21 protein-coding genes, 1 tRNA gene and 2 pseudogenes are annotated in these 17,766 nt (G+C 42.0%); 22 read left to right on the forward strand and 2 right to left on the reverse strand.

All coding sequences use genetic code 11. From position 1 onward, the window contains the following. The first annotated feature begins 75 nt into the window (after positions 1-75). The 21 genes and pseudogenes from BMZ71_RS08310 (at position 76) to BMZ71_RS08395 (ending at position 15,678) form a co-directional block, all read left to right on the forward strand. Positions 76-264, forward strand: coding sequence for a hypothetical protein (locus BMZ71_RS08310; protein ID WP_086989479.1), 189 nt, complete (start codon positions 76-78; stop codon positions 262-264). A 64-nt stretch (positions 265-328) separates the two neighbouring features. Continuing rightward, positions 329-604 carry a helix-turn-helix domain-containing protein gene (locus BMZ71_RS08315; RefSeq protein ID WP_086989478.1) on the forward strand — a complete coding sequence of 92 codons (276 nt, stop codon included), beginning with the start codon at positions 329-331 and terminating at the stop codon, positions 602-604. 479 nt (positions 605-1,083) lie between these two features. Then, the gene (locus BMZ71_RS08320; RefSeq protein ID WP_086989477.1) at positions 1,084-1,266 is read left to right on the forward strand and encodes a hypothetical protein; all 183 of its coding nucleotides are present in this window, start codon (positions 1,084-1,086) and stop codon (positions 1,264-1,266) included. Beyond that, the gene (locus tag BMZ71_RS14875) at positions 1,259-1,435 is read left to right on the forward strand and encodes a hypothetical protein (RefSeq protein ID WP_177187551.1); all 177 of its coding nucleotides are present in this window, start codon (positions 1,259-1,261) and stop codon (positions 1,433-1,435) included. Before BMZ71_RS08320 ends, BMZ71_RS14875 begins: the two co-directional genes overlap by 8 nt. 19 nt (positions 1,436-1,454) lie before the next feature. Further along, positions 1,455-1,595, forward strand: a complete 141-nt coding sequence (locus BMZ71_RS14880) for a hypothetical protein (protein WP_177187552.1) — start codon at positions 1,455-1,457, stop codon at positions 1,593-1,595. A 118-nt stretch (positions 1,596-1,713) separates the two neighbouring features. After that, a complete protein-coding gene (locus BMZ71_RS08325) occupies positions 1,714-1,956 on the forward strand; it encodes a hypothetical protein (RefSeq protein ID WP_086989476.1) in 243 nt (80 codons plus the stop codon). Between the two features lie 14 nt (positions 1,957-1,970). Continuing rightward, positions 1,971-2,234 carry a hypothetical protein gene (locus BMZ71_RS08330; RefSeq protein WP_086989475.1) on the forward strand — a complete coding sequence of 88 codons (264 nt, stop codon included), beginning with the start codon at positions 1,971-1,973 and terminating at the stop codon, positions 2,232-2,234. Beyond that, entirely contained in the window at positions 2,228-2,425 is a 198-nt protein-coding gene (locus BMZ71_RS08335; RefSeq protein WP_086989474.1) for a hypothetical protein, read from the forward strand. The genes BMZ71_RS08330 and BMZ71_RS08335 overlap by 7 nt, the downstream gene beginning before the upstream one ends. Positions 2,426-2,439: 14 nt before the next feature. After that, positions 2,440-2,955, forward strand: coding sequence for a helix-turn-helix domain-containing protein (locus tag BMZ71_RS15305; RefSeq protein ID WP_086989473.1), 516 nt, complete (start codon positions 2,440-2,442; stop codon positions 2,953-2,955). 12 nt (positions 2,956-2,967) lie between these two features. Then, a pseudogene (locus tag BMZ71_RS15310) lies at positions 2,968-3,297 on the forward strand (conserved phage C-terminal domain-containing protein); the annotation flags it as partial. A 19-nt stretch (positions 3,298-3,316) separates the two neighbouring features. After that, positions 3,317-4,198, forward strand: coding sequence for an ATP-binding protein (locus BMZ71_RS08350; RefSeq protein ID WP_086989471.1), 882 nt, complete (start codon positions 3,317-3,319; stop codon positions 4,196-4,198). A gap of 90 nt (positions 4,199-4,288) precedes the next feature. Further along, entirely contained in the window at positions 4,289-8,497 is a 4,209-nt protein-coding gene (locus BMZ71_RS08355) for a hypothetical protein (RefSeq protein ID WP_086989470.1), read from the forward strand. Positions 8,498-8,508: 11 nt separating this feature from the next. Further along, the gene (locus BMZ71_RS08360) at positions 8,509-8,874 is read left to right on the forward strand and encodes a DUF6711 family protein (RefSeq protein WP_086989469.1); all 366 of its coding nucleotides are present in this window, start codon (positions 8,509-8,511) and stop codon (positions 8,872-8,874) included. Positions 8,875-9,012: 138 nt separating this feature from the next. Continuing rightward, a complete protein-coding gene (locus BMZ71_RS14660; RefSeq protein ID WP_143071410.1) occupies positions 9,013-9,198 on the forward strand; it encodes a helix-turn-helix domain-containing protein in 186 nt (61 codons plus the stop codon). Between the two features lie 211 nt (positions 9,199-9,409). Next, positions 9,410-9,886, forward strand: coding sequence for a hypothetical protein (locus BMZ71_RS08370; RefSeq protein WP_086989467.1), 477 nt, complete (start codon positions 9,410-9,412; stop codon positions 9,884-9,886). A gap of 177 nt (positions 9,887-10,063) precedes the next feature. Next, positions 10,064-10,975 carry a DUF5067 domain-containing protein gene (locus BMZ71_RS08375; protein WP_177187553.1) on the forward strand — a complete coding sequence of 304 codons (912 nt, stop codon included), beginning with the start codon at positions 10,064-10,066 and terminating at the stop codon, positions 10,973-10,975. Between the two features lie 64 nt (positions 10,976-11,039). Next, positions 11,040-11,360: a hypothetical protein gene (locus tag BMZ71_RS08380; RefSeq protein WP_086989465.1), complete on the forward strand. Its 321-nt coding sequence runs from the start codon at positions 11,040-11,042 to the stop codon at positions 11,358-11,360. A 531-nt stretch (positions 11,361-11,891) separates the two neighbouring features. Beyond that, positions 11,892-12,254: a terminase small subunit gene (locus tag BMZ71_RS08385; RefSeq protein ID WP_245734407.1), complete on the forward strand. Its 363-nt coding sequence runs from the start codon at positions 11,892-11,894 to the stop codon at positions 12,252-12,254. 2,166 nt (positions 12,255-14,420) lie between these two features. Then, entirely contained in the window at positions 14,421-14,594 is a 174-nt protein-coding gene (locus tag BMZ71_RS14885; RefSeq protein ID WP_177187554.1) for a hypothetical protein, read from the forward strand. A gap of 7 nt (positions 14,595-14,601) precedes the next feature. Further along, complete coding sequence (locus BMZ71_RS08390; protein WP_086989463.1) at positions 14,602-15,210, forward strand: GNAT family acetyltransferase; 609 nt, start codon at positions 14,602-14,604, stop codon at positions 15,208-15,210. A gap of 168 nt (positions 15,211-15,378) precedes the next feature. Then, positions 15,379-15,678 carry a hypothetical protein gene (locus tag BMZ71_RS08395; protein ID WP_086989462.1) on the forward strand — a complete coding sequence of 100 codons (300 nt, stop codon included), beginning with the start codon at positions 15,379-15,381 and terminating at the stop codon, positions 15,676-15,678. Between the two features lie 150 nt (positions 15,679-15,828). Here the strand turns inward: BMZ71_RS08395 and BMZ71_RS08400 are convergent. After that, positions 15,829-15,918 (reverse strand) — tRNA-Ser (locus BMZ71_RS08400). Between the two features lie 229 nt (positions 15,919-16,147). Between BMZ71_RS08400 and sstT the strand changes: the two genes are divergently transcribed. After that, entirely contained in the window at positions 16,148-17,356 is a 1,209-nt protein-coding gene (gene sstT, locus BMZ71_RS08405) for a serine/threonine transporter SstT (protein WP_370684640.1), read from the forward strand. 139 nt (positions 17,357-17,495) lie between these two features. Here sstT and BMZ71_RS14890 read toward each other — a convergent pair. Continuing rightward, positions 17,496-17,766 (reverse strand): annotated as a pseudogene (locus tag BMZ71_RS14890) (hypothetical protein); the annotation flags it as partial.

A 17,766-nucleotide genomic window follows, 5' to 3' on the forward strand; every position in this document is an offset into this window, starting at 1 on the left:
TTATCAAAACATAAGACGTAGTGAGCGTGATACGTTTTATGGTTTTAGTACGCTACACGGAAAGGGGGGATAATCATGGACATTTCGAATAAAGAATTGCGCAATGCAATCACCAGAAGCGGTTTGAAGTACTGGGAAATTGCTAAAGAAATTGGGATTTCAGCATCAACTTTCTCTGTTTGGCTTAGATTTGAGATTGATGATACAAAAAGGAAAGCGATAGAAGTAGCTATCAAAAATTTAGAGGCCAAAAGAGGATACTAAATATTTCGAATCCTAAGGGTTACGCTAAATTCAACAAAACTTAATAGAGGAAAGTGGTGAGAACATGGCTAATCTGCAAATTCCGATATCTGACACGCTGCAGGATGAACTCAAATCTATGATTCGTAATGCTGCAGCGCAGGCAATAGAAGAAGCTGTTCAGCGAGAAACAACAGGCCGTGAGTGGATGAATCAAAAGGAAGCCTGCGAGTGGTTGGGCATCAGTTTTGGAACAATATCCGCATGGAGAAAGCAAGGGCTTCGGGTGGCTGTAGTGCAGGGGAAAACATTGCTGAGTAAAACGGAAGTTAATCGATTCTTAGAAGAACATTCATTTTAAGAAATCCGCGGGGCAGCGGTTCGAAAATCATAAAACGATTGAATATTAAACACGCCATGGCGACGGCGTAAATGACTTGGTGGATGCATCAAGAAAGGACTGGGAACAGTGATAGAAAAAGTATATTTAAATCATGAGGAGACGGGGCTTCCAGTAGTGGTTGGTTACAGCGTGAGAGATTTAATTTATCTCGAGGAGATGGGTTACAGGATTGAACGCTCATCATAGGATGATTATCACAAAGCGCGGAAACATGGCCTCGTGTATATCAAAGGTGAAATGTACGATGCTCAGGAGGAGGCGGCTTTTATTTACGATTGGAAAGGTATGCTGATAGGTACGGCATACCGAATAAAAAAAGAAAGGTGATGATTAGATGGATGCAGTAAGGGAAGCTTACATAGCTGGGTGGATGATATCGGGATTAACCTGGGGAACGCTAAAAATCATTTATAAGTACGCCATTAGAGGGGGAGATCATGATTAAAACTTTAAAAGATACGAATTTTGCAACGAACGGAATCGAAATAGTGTTATTAGATCTTAAAAGTGAGGGTTGCTATATTCCGAGTTTAAAGACGATATTCATAAACGAGCGCCTTAATCAAGCTAAGCAGAAAGAAATTATTAAATCTATTAAGGAGCGTGAACGTATTGGATAATGAAAATGAGCTAACCAGAGTTGAAATAGTTCTTCACGAATTCAACAGGGCCACAATTGATGCATTCCTTCAGGCTCGTGGTTTCAATACAGTGGACAAAGATTGGGACAAGAAAATCAAACAGGTCTTACTTGTAATCGAAGAGATGCAGCAAGGGATTAGGAAATGAGGAAAGGGGGGGAACGCGAATGAACATGGCAGAAAAAGAGGCGCTTGATCGGATTCGCGAAAGTCTAGAAGAATTTCCAGAAAGTCGGATGGCGCAATATGTCACGGCCGAGGACCTAAGAACACTATTGAAGTTGGTTGAAAAATGCACAAAAAAATAACCCTCACAGCCGGCAAGCGAGAGAGGGCATCATATTGAAATGCATGTAAGAGTAGTAAGGCAAAGGAGCCTTTCTTGCTGCTTATTTTACCAAATAAAACTAAACGGAGCAAATGCCAATGAAAAAACAACGATTAAATATAAATACACCAGCAGGGTGGAGCGCATACGCAGAGAAAATGAATACAAAAACATTTATCAGCGAATTCGGCAGACAGCCGCGGGATTATTCTGAGGTAACTGCATGGGTTAATGAATGCGTTGAAGCAGCCGACGCTTTATGTGATTCAGAAACCATTGAAAAACACGAAGCGAAACTCAGGACAGCTGACGGAGTCCGCTATTGGGTAACGGCTTTATAAGGGAGTGAAGGAAAATGATTAATCAAAAAATAAATTGCCAACTTTATGCAGTGAAGGCGGTTGAAGGCTATACAGAAAACGAAATTATGCATGGCGATATTCTCATAGTGGATGACAGCCAAACCGAAAAAAGATTGATGGATTTCCTTGTAGACAATAGAACGGTTGCGATCTTAGAGAACAGCAAAGGCGCTGATGACCAATTTTTAATTGGCGGCGTAGTAGAGATAATCCGATCTTTGACCAAAAATACAATTAGCGGTAATTGCGTATGCTAAGGGCCAAAAACATCCAAATTATTGAATACCCAAACGGCGACAAGATAGCTGAGCTGCTGGAATTATCAACCCAGGCATGGAATGCAAAGGCTGCAGAGCAGCGTAATGCACTATTTCTGAAGCTGTATGGGTTCGATGCAGAGAGCAAAGAAGAAGCACAATGGGGCATAGATAAATACTTTAAAGGTTAGTGGGTGACGTGTGAATGGCTGAAGGTGAAAAGGGGGCATTGCTGCCTGATATTTTAAAAGATGGTTATGGGTATTCTCCAAAAAAAATAACGCGTGATGCTTCCCTAAGCATTGAAGCCAAAGCGATATACTCTTACCTTGCTTCTTTTGCGGACGATGAAGGGAAAGCATATCCTGGAATAGAATTGATCTGTCATGAGCTTAATATCAGCGAAAACAGGTTCCATAAGCACAAAAAGCAGTTGATTGATCATGGTTATATGTCAGTAACTCGTGAGAGAAAAGAAAGTGGATGGAGCAATAATATCTACTGGTTACAAGGGTATTCCGTAACACGTCAAATTGTAGGTATACGAAATGAATGCATAGGAAACGTAGGTATAGGATTCGAAGCCATAGGAAATGAAGGCACTATAATTACCAGTCTTAATAATACCAGTCTTAATAATACCAATCTTAATAAAAAAGAACTTGTCGAGCAGAAGCCCGACCCTATCCCATACCGGGAAATAATCGACTATCTTAATTAAAAAACCGGGAAGAGCTTCAAGCACTCGGCAGCTGGGCACCGCAAAGCAATTAAAGCGCGGTGGAACGAAGGCTACCGCCCGGATGAATTTAAAAAGGTGATTGATAACAAGTGCGGCGATTGGTTGAAAGACACTAAGATGGTCCAATACCTGCAGCCTTCGACGTTATTTGGTACAAAGATGGATCAATATTTGAACCAAGTACGGCAAAACAGCAACCCAGGTAAGACGCTAGGCAACGGGAGCGGCATCTATGGCCAGACCTTCACCAAGGATTCTGATCCTGCGTTGTCGGATGAAGACAGAAAGAGAATAAGTGAAATTTCAGACCAGTTGATATAAAGAAAGGGGATTGATTGAAATGGCAATGGAAACAATCGGACGATTAAAAAGAGATGCACAGCAGATCATGGTAGATCATTCGTTCATCTTCGTTAATGAATACTGTACGAGTAAGACTTGTCCGACAGATGCTAACGGAAAGCCGGTCCATAAAAATGACTTCCAAAAATTGCAGAACTTAGTGACCGAAGAAATTTTCTGCCCGAAGTGCCGCCGTGAAGCAGTCGAGAGGTGCTTTAGAGAAAGCGAAACACAGCGTCATGAAATGATATTCGGAACTGAAGCGCAAAAGTACGACTACTTGAAACGATACTCTATCATCGGCGAAAGGGAGCTGATTACAAAAAACAAGGGGTTAAAGGACTATGTCCCCACCACAGCGGAAGCGAAGACCAATAAGGATCTAGCTACCCAGGCAGTGCTAAAAATTGTAGGGGGGACCCCTATTAACGTCTTATTAACCGGTAACACTGGATGCGGGAAGTCACATCTTAGCTTCGGCATTGCTAATAACGTGAACGAAATGAGCCGAAGAGATGGTCACGCGATGACAGTTGTATATTTCAACTACAAGAAAATCTACAACATGATTACCGCTTCTTTTAACGATAAGAGCTTAAAAGGACGCGACTATTTCTTGAAAATAGCCGAAAATGCACAATGCCTGGTACTGGATGATGTCGGATCAGAATTAATAAAAGATTCAGCATTTTCAAGCGAGTTGCTGACAGAGTTCTTAGACAGCCGAGAAGAGAAACATACCATTATTACCTCGAACTATAATTTTGATAGCTTGAAGCAGCTGTATGATGCGCGGTTCACGAGCCGTCTTTCTCGCTATCAATTTCCAATCACATTCGCCGAGACTGGAGATTATCGAGCCGGACAGATCGTGATGTAAAATTAAAGCGATATCTTCATTGAAGGGGGTGGTTAAAAATAGGCTGATGTCCTAAACCATCAAAAAATACAGAGAACGGAGGTGCATACAATGGAATTGGAAAAATTAGAGGTTAAGCTTGATATTGATCTATCAGGTATTGAGCAATCAATCAGTAAGGTTTTGCCGCAAATTAATGGACTTTTGAAAAAAGTCGAAAGCGCCACTGGTCAGAGTGGTAACAAGATCGAGCAAAATCTCGATATGAGCGATGCTACGAAAAAAGTAGAAAACATACTTGGTGACTTCATCAAGAAGTTTAGTCAACAGATGGACCGCATGGAAGAAATATCCAAAAGCAAGGCCGATGCAACATCCCGCAATCTAGAACAAGGGTTCAAGCAAACGCGTGTTAAAGCCAATAAGGAAATCGACTTGATGGTTAAGGATATTAACGCGAAAACAAGCGGAGCCAGAGCGGCGCAAAATAAGATAGCTCACTTAACAGCGCAACGGGCATCAGCAGTGAAATATGGCGATAACGGAGCTGTAGTTAAGTACGACGAACAGATAGCAAGTGCTGAGCAGAGAATGATGAGCTACCGGAACAAAGCTAGCGAAATGGCGCGAGCGATGAAGAAAGAATTTGATGCAGTGCCATCCAGCCTGAAGAACATTGCGGCTACAATGGAACAAAATGAGTCTCAAATCGAAACGATGCGCGCTAAAATCGCAAACATGCAGAGGCTTTATGAATCACAAAGGAAAATTACTGGTTCTTTTCAATCGGGCTTCAGCACAACCGATTCAGACAAATCATTAGATACGATGCAGAAGATTCAGAAGCAAACGGCTCAAATGAACAAACTGATTAGCTCTAACGATGCTCTTCAAAAAGCCTATGCGGATACAGAAGATAGAGTAAGATCACTAAGGCAGGCTCTTGGTCTTTTAGATAATGGACTAGCAAAATCATCCATCCAGACTGGGAATACAGCATTAGGGATACAAAATATCGCTGCTAAGTCTGATAAAGCCGGTAGTGTCTGGTCGAGATTCGGCGGATTGTTTAACCGCACATCAAATTTCATTGCACACGGTGCACGGAGAAACAGCTCGTTGATGGGAGGATTCTTCTCATTATTCAGTAAAGGATCCAATAACATCACCAAAAGAACAAATGGCATGAAAAGAAGTACAGGGTTATTTGGAAGTGCGATCTCTAGGCTGGCTACTCGTATTCTCATATACGGACTATTATACCGAGGGATTTTGGCACTGAGTAAAGGCATGCTGAGCGCACTAAAGACTAATGATCAATTTGCGTCTTCCTTGAATCAAATCCAAGTAAATCTCCTAACCGCTTTCTACCCTATATATCAGGCCGTACTACCCGCAATCAACGCGCTTATGAGCGCTTTGGCAAGGGCTACAGGCTATATTGCCTCCTTTATTGCCGGTATATTCGGTTCCACGTATGAAGCTGCTAAACAAGGGGCAAGTGGATTGTACGACAATGTGAAGGCGTTGGAAGAAACCGGATCGGGCGCGACGGAAGCAAAAGAAAAAATCAAAGAATTGCAGCGTGCCTTGATGGGCTTTGATGAAATCAACCGTATCGGTTTGGATGTGAATTCAGACAGCGACACAGGCGCGGGATCAGGCTCCGGAGCCGGCGCACCCGGCGTTAATTTCGATACTCCTGACTATTCAACACCGACATGGCTATCAAAATTTGCGGATAACGCCAGGAGCATCCTTTCACAATTATTTGAACCTGTTCAAGCAGCCTGGAACAAGCACGGGAAAACGGTTACAGATGCTTTTAAATATTCTTTAAGTGAGATTTGGGGATTATCTCAATCGATCGGATCAAGTTTCATGGATGTTTGGACAAACGGAACAGGCGAAGTTTTTATAGGAAACATCCTCTTATTGCTGTCGAACGTGCTTTATCTCATTGGAGATATAGCAAAAGCCTTTAAGGATGCATGGAACGATGAAGGTAGGGGCACTGCGTTAATTCAATCTGTTTTTGATAAGTGGAACTCGGTACTTGGATTGTTATACAAAGTTACTGATACCTTCAGGGATGCCTGGAATGATGGCACTGGTGAACGAATTGCCGGTAATATCTTAGAAATCTATACAAACTTAAACAAAGCTATCAGCGATATGGTAGATAATTTTGGTGAAGCTTGGGATGAAGCGGGTAACGGGGAACGCATATTTAAAAATATCTTAGGTTTTGCAGAAGACATCACAGAAAAGGCTAAAGAAATAACAGAAGCCACCAAAGAGTGGGCGGGAAATTTGGATTTTGGCCCGCTATTAGATTCGATTGCTGGAATGACGGGAAATTTAAGAAGTGCTTTGCAACCCATATTAGACGGTTTAGGTGGTCTATACGAGAATGTCCTACTTCCCATTTCCAAATGGGCTATAGAAGAAGGGGTTCCGGCTGCGTTTGATGCAATTTCCGAAGCTTTTCGTTTGTTAGGCAATGTTTTGGAAGCTGTAAAACCAGTTCTTGCTTGGTTATGGGAGAATTTCCTTGTTCCCCTAGGTGAGTGGGTCGGGGCAACTTTAGTTGGTGAGCTAGAATCCATCACAAGCACTTTAGGGTTCCTAGCAGATGCAGTAGAGAATCCTAAAAAAGCATTTGGAGAACTTAAAGACATTGTAGTAGAGAAAGCCCGTGAGATGTCGGAGAAAACAAAAAATTTCTTTGGAGATATTAGAGCAAATGCAAGTGATGTTTGGAATACCGTATCTAGCAAAGTAACAACAAAAGCAAACGAAGCAAAGACGAATGCTATCAACGCTTTTTCGAACATGAAAAGCAAGGTTGGCGAATATCTAAGCGTTATTCAATCAACTGCTAGCACAACTTTTGAAAAAGTGACCGGTTGGGCTTCGGGCTTAGGATCAAAAATTGCTGAAGGACTACGGAATGGCCTTGGGGCTGTAAAATCAGCCGCTAACTCCATCGCTAATGGCATTGTCGGTGTAATTGGGGGAGCGGTCAATGGCGTGATTGGCGGAGTCAACTGGGTGTTGGATAAGGTCGGTGCAGGAGGAAGTAAATTGTCCACTTGGGAAGTTCCTTATTTTTATGCAAAAGGAACGAATGCGCATCCAGGAGGTTTGGCAATGGTCAATGACGGTAGCGGTAAGAACTACCGCGAAGCTTTCCAACTTCCTGGTGGTCAAGTCGGCTTATTCCCGAACCAAAGAAATATGCTGGTCAATCTACCACGAGGCGCGAAAGTGCTGGACGGCGAAAGAACAAACAGCATGTACGGCGGCGTTCCTCGTTACGCGAACGGCATTGGCGATTGGTTTAGCAAAGCTTATAACGGAGCGAAAGAAATGGCCGGAACGGTCTGGGATTATCTATCGAACCCAAGCGAATTGCTGGATATCGCCATCAGCAAATTCGTTAACTTGTCAGATGCAGTAAACCCGGCTTTAGCCATCGCCAAGGGCGGGATTAGCACGGTAGCAGGAAGTGCGACAAACTTTATCAAAGGAATGCTTGAAAAAGGCTCAGAGTCACCTGTAGGAACCGGCGTGGAGCGATGGAGACCAACTGTTATCAGGGCGCTTTCCATGAACGGACTACCAACGACTGATGCTTATGTAAATGCTTGGTTGCGTCAAATTCAGTCTGAATCAGGCGGTAACGAAAAGGCTATCCAAGGAAATATAGGCGATATCAATAACAAGACGGGGGATTTGGCCAAAGGTTTGGTCCAAGTTATCGGAGCAACCTTCAATGCCTATAAATTCCCCGGCCACGACAACCGTTTAAACGGTCTGGACAGTTTGTTAGCTGGTATCAATTACGCCAAAAGTCGTTATGGAGCTACTGGCATGCTGGGTGTTATCGGCCACGGCCACGGATACGAAAATGGCGGCGTAGTGTCAAAAGAGGGCTACTACAGACTCGCAGAAGGAAACAAGAAGGAAATGGTCATCCCTCTTGAAAAACGCAACAGAGCGATTGAATTGCTTGAAATCGCAAAGGACTATTTAGGCGTCTCCGATACCAGTTCGTTGCAAATGCCTGATCTATTTTTAGAAACGCCTATGCAGCGATTGGATATGCCGATCTCTACGAGGGAAGCAGGCGGCGGGCTTACGGGTATGTCGGAATCGATTTCGAACGCAATAGCTATGTATGCTGCATCCGGAAACAAAGTGAGCGGACCGATGGAAGTCACGTTAGTAATGGATGGTCAGAAGATCGGAAAAATCGTAATCAATGAAATCAACGAGATTATCGATCGTACGGGAGCAATCCCTATAAATATCTAGGAGGGGTCCGAATGGATGAATTACTGTTAGTGGGTGGGCGTTACGTAAAGGCCCCCCAAGAGTTTAGCGTGGGATACCAAACGATCGATGCCGACACAAGCGGGAGAAATGCTAGTGGCACAATGGTACGGGATATCATATCGGAAAAAGTGAAATTAGAAATCAAGTGGGGTCCGCTGAGCGATGGAGAGATATTCGACGTCCTGAATGCGGTAGACCATGCCTTTTTTGAGGCATCTTACCCGAACCCAAAAACCGGCGGTATGGCCACAAAAACATTCTATGTAGGGGACCGGACGGCACCATTGTATTCGTGGAACGAAAAATTCGGCGCGATAAAATGGCAAGGTCTGTCTATGAATTTTATAGAGAAGTAGGTGAAAAATTTGCAAAACAACTCGGAAAGGTTCTCGGACGCATCGATGGATGATTGCTGTCTTGGAAATCTATGTAGCTGCGGTGAAGGGATTTGCTATCAAGCACAGCGTATACAAGAGAAAAATGGAGGTTTAGTTATGGAAGGCAATATCTTAACCGCAACCGAAGCGGCCGCCTTCTTGCGGATCTCGAAGAATAGCTTGTATGCCTATGCGAAGTCGAAAGATGAAGCGCTGCGAATACCAGGCGTGAAGATCGGTAAGAAATGGCGTTTTCACAAACAGGCGTTGGAGCAATGGGTGATAAAAGGGACGAAGATATGAAAAAGAGGAGGCTAATCTTATATTTTTATCTGACGTTTAACCTAGGGTGTTGCTGTGAGTACTGAATTTTTAAGCAGTATGATAAGCAAGGGAGTCGACAGATTTGAGCTTGATCTTTGTAATCAAAAATACCAATGTTCTAACTTTGGCCAGAAAAAATGCGGCAAGATAAATAATCCTAAATATAGAATGAGGAAAGGAGATAGATTTAATGACAGATGGATTGATCATCGGTGCATCCAATATAGTGGATCTGATATTTGAAAGTGTGTTCTCGGAAAAGCCTTTTAGCGCCACAGACGCGATAATTTATCCGGAAATAGATTCGATCATTAAAAAAATTGATGAACTTGGGTCTGTAATTCTGCCTAAACAAAGCAATTCAATTCTTTCTATCGGTGAGGAAATTTTAGAATCATATCAAAAGCTCCTCCTTGCTTTAAATAGAGAAATTGATGAAGCAGAAATTAAACAGCTATATTTATTACTGGATTTAAAGGCAGCCGCTTTAAACTCAGTAATTAAAAAAGCCATGAGTAATATTCTAGTGCGTAGCGTTGTTGAGTTTGTTAAACATTATGAGCTTTGCCTTGATAAAAATGCAAAAGAGCAAGTGCAACGTTATATAACGCAAATAGAAATGGATTTTGCACAACAAATTTCAGAAGAGCATTTAATGGATGTGTAGAAAGTAAATGGGGGTATATCCAAAAATGGATATACCCCTTCTTATTATTTGCAGGTAGCCGCTTGACGGCAACGTGAATATGTTTAAGGACGAAAGAATGTTCATATACTATTAATATATATTTGATATAATTTAGGAATAAGAAGTTGCTAAATATAAATAATGGAGGCGTCGAAAATGAAATTTTTATTTTTAATTATTAGTTCGGTTATGCTAGCATCCTGTAGCGCTGAGTATGATGCAGAAGAAGAGTCAAATTCTCCGGTGGTAGATCAAGTTATTACTCCTGATACAACGTTTACTGAGAATGTGTTAGAGAATGACCATTTTATTTTAGCGATTGAAAAAGTCGAAGTAATCCAAAGTCCAGCGGAAAGTAATCCAGGTCTATTTGTCACGTATAGGTTAACTAATAAGAGCGATTCGGAGGAACTGCTGCCCTTAGATACATTATTGTGGATTGAACTAGAGCAAAATAATGAAACATCCAGAGTGATTCTGGATTCAATGTACCATTTTTTGGATGCTTTTGGGGACGATACGGGGACTTATAACGAAATGGTGGATAAGAGTAATTCAAGGAACAATTATTTATTGCCTGGTAAAACAATCGAAGTGGTTGAAGCGTACACACTGAATAATAATGAATTCCCAGTTACCTTCAGAGGATTGGATTATGACACTTTTGAAGAAGTAGGAAGATATATTTTTAATATAGATGCAGAAGCGATTGCCACTGAAAAAGTTCCAGAGGTAGAAGTATATGAGATTGCTGAAGAGCCAGCTGAAAATACTGTAGTAGCTCTTGATAGTTCTGAAGCGGTAAATGCCCTTATTGATAATGGTTTTACTGTTTCTGAAACAGAACAGGGTATTACTGCAACGCCATTGTCTTCTGGTATATCTCAAGGGATATGGCTTGCTACTCAAAACAACGATGCGGACGCTTATCTTTCAAACGTAATTCATCCACTCTTTGCTGATACCAGCGCGCATATCGGAGGCAAGGTAGTTTATCTCTATTCTTATGAGGGCGATTTAATCTTATCAGCAGAAAACGGCGTTATTACCTACAGTATTGTTTATTGATGGAATACAGTGATAGAAACTTGTTAACGCGCTAAGAATAGACCATAAATAAGGAGAGATAAGAATGGAACTTATAGAGGTAAAAGCTAAATCTCAGCAATATGCGTTCACGAAAGACATCGGAGGAATATTTGGTTACAAAGATCCAGTGAAACTGCTTAAGAGTTTTAGAGATTACGCAGATAGCCATCCGAATGCTTTTCATCCGTATAAACCTTATGTTAAAAATCAAGGCATGGATACCCTGTACAGCATTATCTGCTTTGCTTATTACTTTGAAAATCGTGACTTATTAGAAGCGGGAACAAGAAGTATTACATTTAATAAAGAGTTACATCGCTTAAGAGAAGTCTATGATGCACCTGAAGAAAAAAGAATAATATAAAATTTTAGGTATAAGCGTTTGATTAAGTGATTGGATGTGCTGAAATTTCGGATCATTGGTATAAATTGTAATTAAAAGCTACGTACGAGTTCATCTCATTGGATAGGACCATGTAAGAATATGTAATTTCAATAAAAGCTATTCCGCCTTGAGCATCCGAGGTTTCCAAACGTAACGAAGTTATACGCGAAAGTCTATTAATGCAGCTGGATAACAGCTGATGCCCATGCCCGGGAGCTTGTGGGAAAACGTGGGATAAAAGAAGATGTAAAGCGCATAAAAACATTGATATACGGGATGCAACACTGCAACACGATGCAACACTTTTTGTTGCAACAAAAAAGTGATGCAACAAAAAGTGTTGCATCATTGACAGCAAACCATGGGATGGATAGTAATGATAATTACTTCACGGTCTATTGACTAGAATGTTGATGGCAAAGTGATTGATGCCATAACAGCACGGGATATGGATCATGAACCAGCGTGGATATTCAGATCATCAGCTATGGGATAGGGTGATGGATGAACATGACAAAAACGAATGGAAAGGGAAAAACGGCTAGTATTTTCGAAGAATGGCAGTATGAAAGCATGGCTAAAGAATACGGATTAAACGCGCGGCAAGAATTGTTCTGTATGTATTATCTTCGGTATCAGAACGCTTCAAAAGCGTATCGTTTGGCCTATGGTTGTAGCGCGCGAGTAGCTAACGTAAATGGAAGCAGGTTGCTGAAAAAACCGAAAATACAAGGTTTCTATCGGTGGTATCGAAACGTGGTGTGCATAGGCGCCGGTTTAAACGTAGAAAAAGCAGAACAGAATATAATCTTTCTTGATTCAATTTTTGCGACGAATCCATATCATTGGAACAAGCCGTATCAGCCATTTTAAATGCAACACAGGAATCCAACAATAAGATGGCGAGGGTGTCGGCTAAATACCGACCCCTTTTTTGTTGTCCCTAGCCGATCAGACTGACCCCGAAAACATAGCCTATACGCTTGGCTTTGCAAGAAGTTGCGAAAGGTGGCTTCATAAATATAAATGTGTAACAGCATGATAATATTCAAAAAAAGGTACATACGGACAAAGCGAACCCCCTTAAAAAAAGAACAGCACAACGGCTATGATGTTAACGTTTGTTAACATTAAAACTTTTTGTCATTTTAAATGACGGTAGCCGGCTGACCTAACGAAACGTTATGCCGCTATTGTCCGGAACAAGAGCAAAATTTTCGGCCGCTATCACTAAAAGTGACAGCGAAACAGATACGCTAGAGCACTTGTTTTGAAATCAATCAAATTGACAGCGAAAAGACGACGTCATTTTAAATGACGGTAGCTGGATAGGCTAGTGGGCTAAACCCATCCGCTATGGGTTTGAGCTATAGCGAAAGGCCATGCTATAAAGTGGCTCAAATTTACATTCGAAGCGATATTAATAATCGGTGATATAAATAGTCGTTCTAATGCCGATTCATTCAGACGGAACACAGCTCTTTCCTTGTGGTGGATTATAAGTGATTTCATATCCTCCGTTTTGTCGGGTATGCAGGGTTGCGGACAAAAGTGTCTGTCACTGAAAGGGTGCCTCGATTCAGGGCGACCTCATGCACCGAATCAGTGCAGAAGCTTCGACAAGGAAAAAGCTAAGTTCCCAAAATGGTTATTGAGGTATGCTCATAATCGAGCCGACCTTTGAAGACCTGCTCAGAATTGAGCAGATGTATATTCTAGATTTGGAAGAAAGGGAACTGGCTGAAAAGTCAGCCGATTGCCAAATGATAGCAAAACATGCGGGAAATATTTCCCACATCTAAAAACGTTCGATGGTCCGGACGAACAACAGGACCAGACAACAACGCGCTCAACCGAAAATCCGGCTGAGTTCACAACATGAGAATAGGTCTGCTCAAAATTGAGCCTACCTTACGAGGTGGCCGAGAATTCGGCAGCCTTAGGAAGATGTATCCAAAATTGGGCAGATCCTTCCGCGACCTAGCGAATCGCTACCCCAGGCCATTGAAGTAGATACCGTTAAAAATAACGAGATCTTAATACGGCCGAAAATCCGGCTGAACTAATGAGATACCCCCAAAATTGGGGAGATCTAAAGATTGGCCGAAAAGTCGGCCTATCTAATGGAATCGCGAAGCGCGACTGCATCCAGCAATCGGCGGACTTTTCCGCGCATTTAATAATAGCTTAACGCAAAATTGCGCTGAGGTGCGACAGCATCCATAAGAGAGCTGTTTTTTCAGCACGGGTCAAAATTAGATTGTCCTAAAGCCAAAAATGGATACAAGCTGACAGAACGATACGTTCGCTAGACTTCTATGAGTCCCTGAAATAAGGAGCCATGCAGTGATCAGGCTTGCACAGTTTTATGCCACCCCTGCAGTCGTTTAAAACGACGTCGTCTTTTGGCCAGAATTAACGAAGCCAGAAATGGATTGGTTCAGATCTCGCGGCGCAAAATTGCGCAGCGAGAATTCTACATTGGGTGGTCCTATGAGGCCCTAAAATGGGGTGACATCCACAAGTTGAGTCAGTGCTTTTCTTGGTCAGGGTGTCGGTGAAACACCGACCCCATAAGCAGCCGGATGACTCCTTAAAACAAGGACTCATAACGGGACCCTAAAACAGGGCCTAATAATAGCAATATCCAAAATTGGATAGTCCTTATCGAACGATTCGCTCACTCAGCAATGCAAAACATGCCTCCAATTATGGGGAGATGCGGAAAATTACACAGGCTTATAGATCGGTCGAAAAGCCGGCCAAACTTTCTGGCCAGAACCATCTCAAAATTGAGCCGGTATATTCGGCACTTTCGGCTGCCTTAAAAAGGGTGGCATATTTTTGTGCAACCCTAAAATAAAGATAGCGGTTTCAACTTGGTTGATATACAATAAGTAAAGGTTGATTTGGGCCCCCCGAGGCGAATCAGCCTATTTTTTTGAACATTTTTGCTTATTATGACACAAAAAGTACTATTTGTGATATATTATGGTCAGAGAGAGTGTTTCTATACTGGAAATAGAGAAGGTGGAATGTATGTCTACAAAGAGCTTTACCACAGATTTTAAGATCAACAAAAAAACAAGCTTTAAGTTAACTGATGCCCTGGACCATTCGAGACGTGTAGATTATCAAATTAAACAAAAAGTAGAAACCGTGACTGATAGAGATCGCATTCAAAAAATGATGTCATCGTTTATTGGAAAGTAGGTAAGGGATGACGTTAACAGTAATACCGATGAGTAATTTATTATCAATAAGTAGCGAAGAGGAGATAAATAAACTCCTCTTTTCTTTTTCGTGTAAGTCTATGTTAAAAGGTGCGAGTGATGTAGAGCATTTTTTACATAGTAAGTCTATTCAATTTGAAAATCTTGGCTTATCGAGGACTTATCTAGTAATGGCATCATATCAAAAAAAACCTTATTTAGCCGGGTATTTCGCTATTTCAAATAAACCATTAGTTATACCTAAAAAGCAATTCAACAGTATGAGTACTTCATTAAAGAAACGGTTAATGGGGCTAGGTTATAAAACTGAGATGGCTAACTATGAAATAAAGGGTATTTTACTTGGTCAACTTGGCAAAAACTATTCTGAGGAAGCGATTAAAGCCAAAGGAATAACCGGAGATGAGCTTATTGCTTTAGCTTATCAAAAGATTCGTGAGGCGTACATTTTGATTGGTGGGAGAATACTTTTTTTAGAGTGTGAGGATCACCCAAAATTAACAAATTTCTATTCTCGTAACGGTTTTTCAGAACTTGCAAATTATGAATCACCAAATAACCTATGCTTGTTCCTGAAGAATTTGAAGGATATATAGTTTTTACTACATCACAAAAAAAGCCACTCTCTTAATTTGAGGGCGGCTTTTTTTGTGCTCAGAATTACTAGAACGAGCTCAGACACGATCAAGTGATAATACTCTTCCCGGCTGCCTATGATAGGTGTAATTAAAATTACAAACCAAAATTGAAGGGAAGAGATAATTATGAAAATTTACCAATACAGAGACAGAGGGACTAATTATTATTTTACAACGGAGTTAAGCGAGTTTGATATGGTGATGAACCAAATGGTGCTAGTCAATTCACCCAACGCAGCCGATGGACATGAATGGTATTTGGCTGAAATTGAAGAGCCTCTAAGTCGTTTACTAAACATAATGCCAGGCACGAATAAAGAGTATAAAATGTATCAGCTTGTAGCATTTTTAGAGGCTATAGCAAAAGAAGATGGGCATGACCTGGGCTGGGAACATAAAAAAACTACCCCCTATCATCGAGAGTAGTTCCACCGCTGCCCACGCCACGTTCATTCCACGTCTATGTGCACGTCTATTTACTTGTAGTTGCATCGAATTGAATATCTTCAAAAATGCCGCTAAACCTTGATGGATAGCGGTTTTTTCAATCCGTTTGAATCAACTGAAATTGCTCTAAGGAGAATGGGGGATTCGAACCCCCGCGCGCCTTTCGACACCTAACGCATTTCGAGTGCGTCCTCTTCAGCCGGACTTGAGTAATTCTCCATAAAATATATTATAGCGCTTTTCAGCTGATCAGAAAAGAGGAATTTTAAAAAAAGTCACGAAAATGCAGAAAGCAAATAATGAGGAATCCAATTCAACAGACACGCGGTAAGAGAAAAGTGAAAGGTATTCTTCCTAGGGAGATTAAATTATGGTAATATGAAAACCTATGTACTCATTTTATTGTAATTTTTGCATACATCAGGAGGAATACGAATTGTATAAATTAATGAATCACTGGTACAAGCTGAGTCTTGTCAAACGTATCATCGCCGGTTTGGTCATCGGGATCATTCTTGCTGTCACTATACCGGACATAGCAAAACCGATCACAATTTTTGGTGCGTTGTTTGTCGGAGCTTTGAAGGCAATTGCACCCATCTTGGTATTTTTCTTGGTAGCATCTGCGATTTCGCAACATAAAAAAGGTCAACAGACGAACATGAAGTCTGTTATCGTGCTGTACCTTTTAGGAACGTTCTTGGCGGCACTCGTAGCGGTTGTCGCAAGCTTCCTCTTCCCGGTGACTTTGACATTGGGTTCCGGCGTCGAGGATGTCACTGCTCCAGGCGGTGTGGTGGAAGTCCTGAAGGCTTTGTTGTTGAACGTTGTGGATAATCCAATCAAGGCGCTTTTCAATGCCAACTACATCGGCATCTTGTCTTGGGCTCTCATGCTCGGTTTTACTTTGAAGAACGCTGCGGCTTCAACCAAGTTGATGCTGTCCAATGTTTCTGATGCATTGACGGAAATGGTCCGGATTGTCATTGCCTTCGCTCCGTTGGGAATCATGGGTCTTGTTTTTGATGTCATCTCTACAAGCGGAATCGGCGTATTACTGGGCTATGGCAAACTGCTTGCGGTGCTGATCGGCTGTATGCTGTTCGTCGCTTTGGTCGTCAACCCGATCATCGTCTACATCTATATCCGTTCCAATCCTTTCCCGCTCGTCTTCAGATGTTTGAGGGAAAGTGGCATCACTGCTTTCTTCACACGAAGTTCGGCTGCGAACATTCCTGTCAACATGACCCTTTGCGAGGACCTTGGATTGGACAGGGACACGTATTCGGTTTCCATTCCGCTTGGTGCAACGATCAATATGGCAGGTGCGGCGGTGACGATTTCCGTCCTAACCTTGGCAGCAGTCCACACCTTGGGTATCCCTGTTGATTTCGGTACTGCCCTCATCCTCAGTATCCTGGCAGCGATCAGTGCTTGTGGAGCATCGGGTGTTGCTGGTGGGTCACTGTTGCTTATCCCGTTAGCATCAAGTCTGTTCGGTATCCCGAACGATGTGGCTATGCAAATAGTCGGTGTCGGTTTTATCATCGGCGTCCTTCAAGATTCCTTTGAGACAGCTCTTAACTCATCGACTGATGTCCTTTTCACTGCGACAGCAGAATTTGCGGAGCGACGCAAGCAAGGCATCAAAATCTGATTCAAAACCGTAAAGCAAAAAAACCACTGATCCCTATGTCGGGTCAGTGGTTTTTTTGGATCTGTAGATTGATTACTCAACTTTCGCACACCGAAAAAGACCCTAAAGGCTTGATATATCAATAATTCTAGCTATACTATTATGCCGATAAACCGCTCGGGAACTGATTTTCAGGTTGATGAAATGCTCGTTTTAAGAAAGCAGGAAAGTTGTCGAAAACTCTGTCCAGAACAGACTGCACCATTTCTTCAGACAAGATAGGTTCTTCCGTGAGAGACGCCTTCAGGCAGTCCAATACCAATAGAATTGCTTCTGCAAATCGGATGTCCTCCAATTCATCACAACACAAAAAGAACAGCTGACCGATGGTCCTCGGATCTTGCGCTTCGCGCGTCCGAAGCGCAAGCATG

Origin of the sequence: Trichococcus flocculiformis (assembly GCF_900113645.1) — a bacterium.
Classification (GTDB): domain Bacteria; phylum Bacillota; class Bacilli; order Lactobacillales; family Aerococcaceae; genus Trichococcus; species Trichococcus flocculiformis.

Bases quoted from the DNA above. Each gene is read 5' to 3' on its own strand.
- BMZ71_RS08320 (WP_086989477.1), top strand. From the start codon at position 1,084: ATGATTAAAACTTTAAAAGATACGAATTTTGCAACGAACGGAATCGAA.
- BMZ71_RS08380 (WP_086989465.1), top strand. From the start codon at position 11,040: ATGGAACTTATAGAGGTAAAAGCTAAATCTCAGCAATATGCGTTCACG.
- BMZ71_RS14885 (WP_177187554.1), top strand. From the start codon at position 14,421: ATGTCTACAAAGAGCTTTACCACAGATTTTAAGATCAACAAAAAAACA.
- BMZ71_RS08385 (WP_245734407.1), top strand. From the start codon at position 11,892: ATGACAAAAACGAATGGAAAGGGAAAAACGGCTAGTATTTTCGAAGAA.
- BMZ71_RS08330 (WP_086989475.1), top strand. From the start codon at position 1,971: ATGATTAATCAAAAAATAAATTGCCAACTTTATGCAGTGAAGGCGGTT.
- BMZ71_RS08355 (WP_086989470.1), top strand. From the start codon at position 4,289: ATGGAATTGGAAAAATTAGAGGTTAAGCTTGATATTGATCTATCAGGT.
- BMZ71_RS08390 (WP_086989463.1), top strand. From the start codon at position 14,602: ATGACGTTAACAGTAATACCGATGAGTAATTTATTATCAATAAGTAGC.
- BMZ71_RS08370 (WP_086989467.1), top strand. From the start codon at position 9,410: ATGACAGATGGATTGATCATCGGTGCATCCAATATAGTGGATCTGATA.
- BMZ71_RS08350 (WP_086989471.1), top strand. From the start codon at position 3,317: ATGGCAATGGAAACAATCGGACGATTAAAAAGAGATGCACAGCAGATC.
- BMZ71_RS08310 (WP_086989479.1), top strand. From the start codon at position 76: ATGGACATTTCGAATAAAGAATTGCGCAATGCAATCACCAGAAGCGGT.
- BMZ71_RS08335 (WP_086989474.1), top strand. From the start codon at position 2,228: ATGCTAAGGGCCAAAAACATCCAAATTATTGAATACCCAAACGGCGAC.
- BMZ71_RS08360 (WP_086989469.1), top strand. From the start codon at position 8,509: ATGGATGAATTACTGTTAGTGGGTGGGCGTTACGTAAAGGCCCCCCAA.
- BMZ71_RS08395 (WP_086989462.1), top strand. From the start codon at position 15,379: ATGAAAATTTACCAATACAGAGACAGAGGGACTAATTATTATTTTACA.
- BMZ71_RS08375 (WP_177187553.1), top strand. From the start codon at position 10,064: ATGAAATTTTTATTTTTAATTATTAGTTCGGTTATGCTAGCATCCTGT.
- BMZ71_RS14660 (WP_143071410.1), top strand. From the start codon at position 9,013: ATGGAAGGCAATATCTTAACCGCAACCGAAGCGGCCGCCTTCTTGCGG.
- BMZ71_RS08325 (WP_086989476.1), top strand. From the start codon at position 1,714: ATGAAAAAACAACGATTAAATATAAATACACCAGCAGGGTGGAGCGCA.
- BMZ71_RS15305 (WP_086989473.1), top strand. From the start codon at position 2,440: ATGGCTGAAGGTGAAAAGGGGGCATTGCTGCCTGATATTTTAAAAGAT.
- BMZ71_RS08315 (WP_086989478.1), top strand. From the start codon at position 329: ATGGCTAATCTGCAAATTCCGATATCTGACACGCTGCAGGATGAACTC.
- sstT (WP_370684640.1), top strand. From the start codon at position 16,148: ATGAATCACTGGTACAAGCTGAGTCTTGTCAAACGTATCATCGCCGGT.
- BMZ71_RS14880 (WP_177187552.1), top strand. From the start codon at position 1,455: ATGAACATGGCAGAAAAAGAGGCGCTTGATCGGATTCGCGAAAGTCTA.